The organism is Planctomycetota bacterium (assembly GCA_038746835.1).
Classification (GTDB): domain Bacteria; phylum Planctomycetota; class Phycisphaerae; order Tepidisphaerales; family Tepidisphaeraceae; genus JBCDKH01.
The window spans coordinates 1-1588 of record JBCDKH010000331.1; the positions used below are offsets into that span (position 1 = coordinate 1).

Genomic DNA, 1588 nt, shown 5'->3' on the forward strand with positions numbered 1-1588 from the left:
CGCGGAGACTGGTGGTCTTGCCCTGGGCGATCAGGTCCTTGATGCCCTCGCCGTGGAGCAGGGTCTGCATGAACTTGCGTGCCTGGCCGAGATTGAAGAGCTGGCGTTCCTGCGTGCCCGATCCCATCTGGAGGATGCCGCGGGACTTGTTCCACCTGGTGTTGCCGGCGGAACGCGTGGGGACCTCGACCTTGGGCTCACGGCCCGACATCGCGCTCTTGACGATGCCGTCGGCGAGGGTGGTGAGACGCTCGGCGGTCCGCTCGTCGCGTTCGGCGACGGATTTGGACTTGGGAGCTTTGGTTGTGACCTTCTTGCGGCCGGGGGTCTTCTTGGTGGTTCGTTTCTTGGCCATGACAGCTTTCCTTCAAACTCGCTTGCAAGCTTCTGATAGCTCTTTGTGGATGCTTTCTAGATCACTCAAAGGTACACGCAGCTTTGTGCTCCACCATGTGTCGAACGGCAGCCCGGGAGGTTGGCACTCGTAGTTGAATCCACACTCGATCCACGCATAGTCATCCTCGACGTCGGCCAACACAAACCTCGTACACGGCTCCAAGAAGTCGAGGGTCGTACCGATCGCCGGCAGTTTGTGCGGTCTGAAGAACTTGGCGAGGTGCTTCAGGTCTTGTCGTTGCCAGCATTCGTCGGCAAATGTCCACTGCGTCGTTGGAGTCTTCATGGTGCCCGTCACAACGAGCCAGTCTGGATTACCGAGGCGGGCGACATAGCGCAGCGAGGTCTCGCGGTAGTCAGTCAGTGTGAACTCGCATTTGAACGCCATGCTCATCTCAAGACCGAGTTAGCCCTCAAACAACCCGGCCTTCGCCGGCGACCGCTTCTTCTTCACCTTCTTGACGACCTTCTTCTTCGCCGTCTTCTTGCCCGACGCCGGCGTAGATCGCTTCGCGGGCTTGGCCTCTGCCTCCGATTCCGGCTCGTCCTTCGGGTTCGCGATCTGGCCGTCGCGGACGATGATCACGTCGTCGTCCTTGGCGAGTCGGCCGTCGTCGTCCTTGATGAACTTGCCCTCCTCGTCGAGCTTGGCGTCGGCGATCTCGGTCCGGCGTTTCGCCTGCTTCATGAGCGACTCGTACAGCTCGGCGGTATCGACGCCGGTCAGCGCGGTGCAGCTCTTGGCGATCTCGCCGATGTAGCGTTCGAAGACGTCGCGGCGTTCACCCTCACGCTTCATGCGTTGGCGGCGGCGGATGTACGCCCCGAGCTTTCGGCCGCACTCCTTGAGCGCGAGCGTCATCTCCTTGCGGATCTCGTCGTAGTCGGCGATGGCTTCCTTGCTCTCGCTCGTGAAGGGCACCCAGACGCTGGCCATGTGGATCATGACGACGAGCGGGCCGACGGGGGCGCCGCCGCGGGGCTGGGAGAGGCCGTAGTTCTTCCAGCCGGTCTCGACGACGCTCTTGAACGCGCAGCACGCGGACTGCTGATAGAGCAACGGCACGCGGTTCGCGAAGCGGATGATGCGTGCCTGCTGATCGCCGGGCAGGTCGCCGCCGTACGCGATCGCAGCCTCGATCTGGAACGGGTTGCCGCGGTACACGGCAGGGCTTCGGGTGCTGGCCGTGTA

3 protein-coding genes are annotated in these 1588 nt (G+C 62.5%); all 3 read right to left on the reverse strand.

Translation table 11 applies throughout. The features are described 5' to 3' along the window. Positions 1 to 355 (reverse strand): DNA topoisomerase VI (locus tag AAGI46_17140; GenBank protein MEM1013932.1); only part of this gene is annotated, 355 nt, incomplete at its 3' end. A 12-nt stretch (positions 356 to 367) separates the two neighbouring features. After that, positions 368 to 790: a hypothetical protein gene (locus AAGI46_17145; protein ID MEM1013933.1), complete on the reverse strand. Its 423-nt coding sequence runs from the start codon at positions 788 to 790 to the stop codon at positions 368 to 370. Between the two features lie 12 nt (positions 791 to 802). After that, a partial coding sequence (locus AAGI46_17150) for a DNA topoisomerase VI subunit B (protein MEM1013934.1) occupies positions 803 to 1588 on the reverse strand: 786 nt, incomplete at its 5' end.

Excerpts from the sequence above, each read along its gene's own strand:
- AAGI46_17145 (MEM1013933.1), bottom strand. The coding sequence starts at position 790 with ATGAGCATGGCGTTCAAATGCGAGTTCACACTGACTGACTACCGCGAG.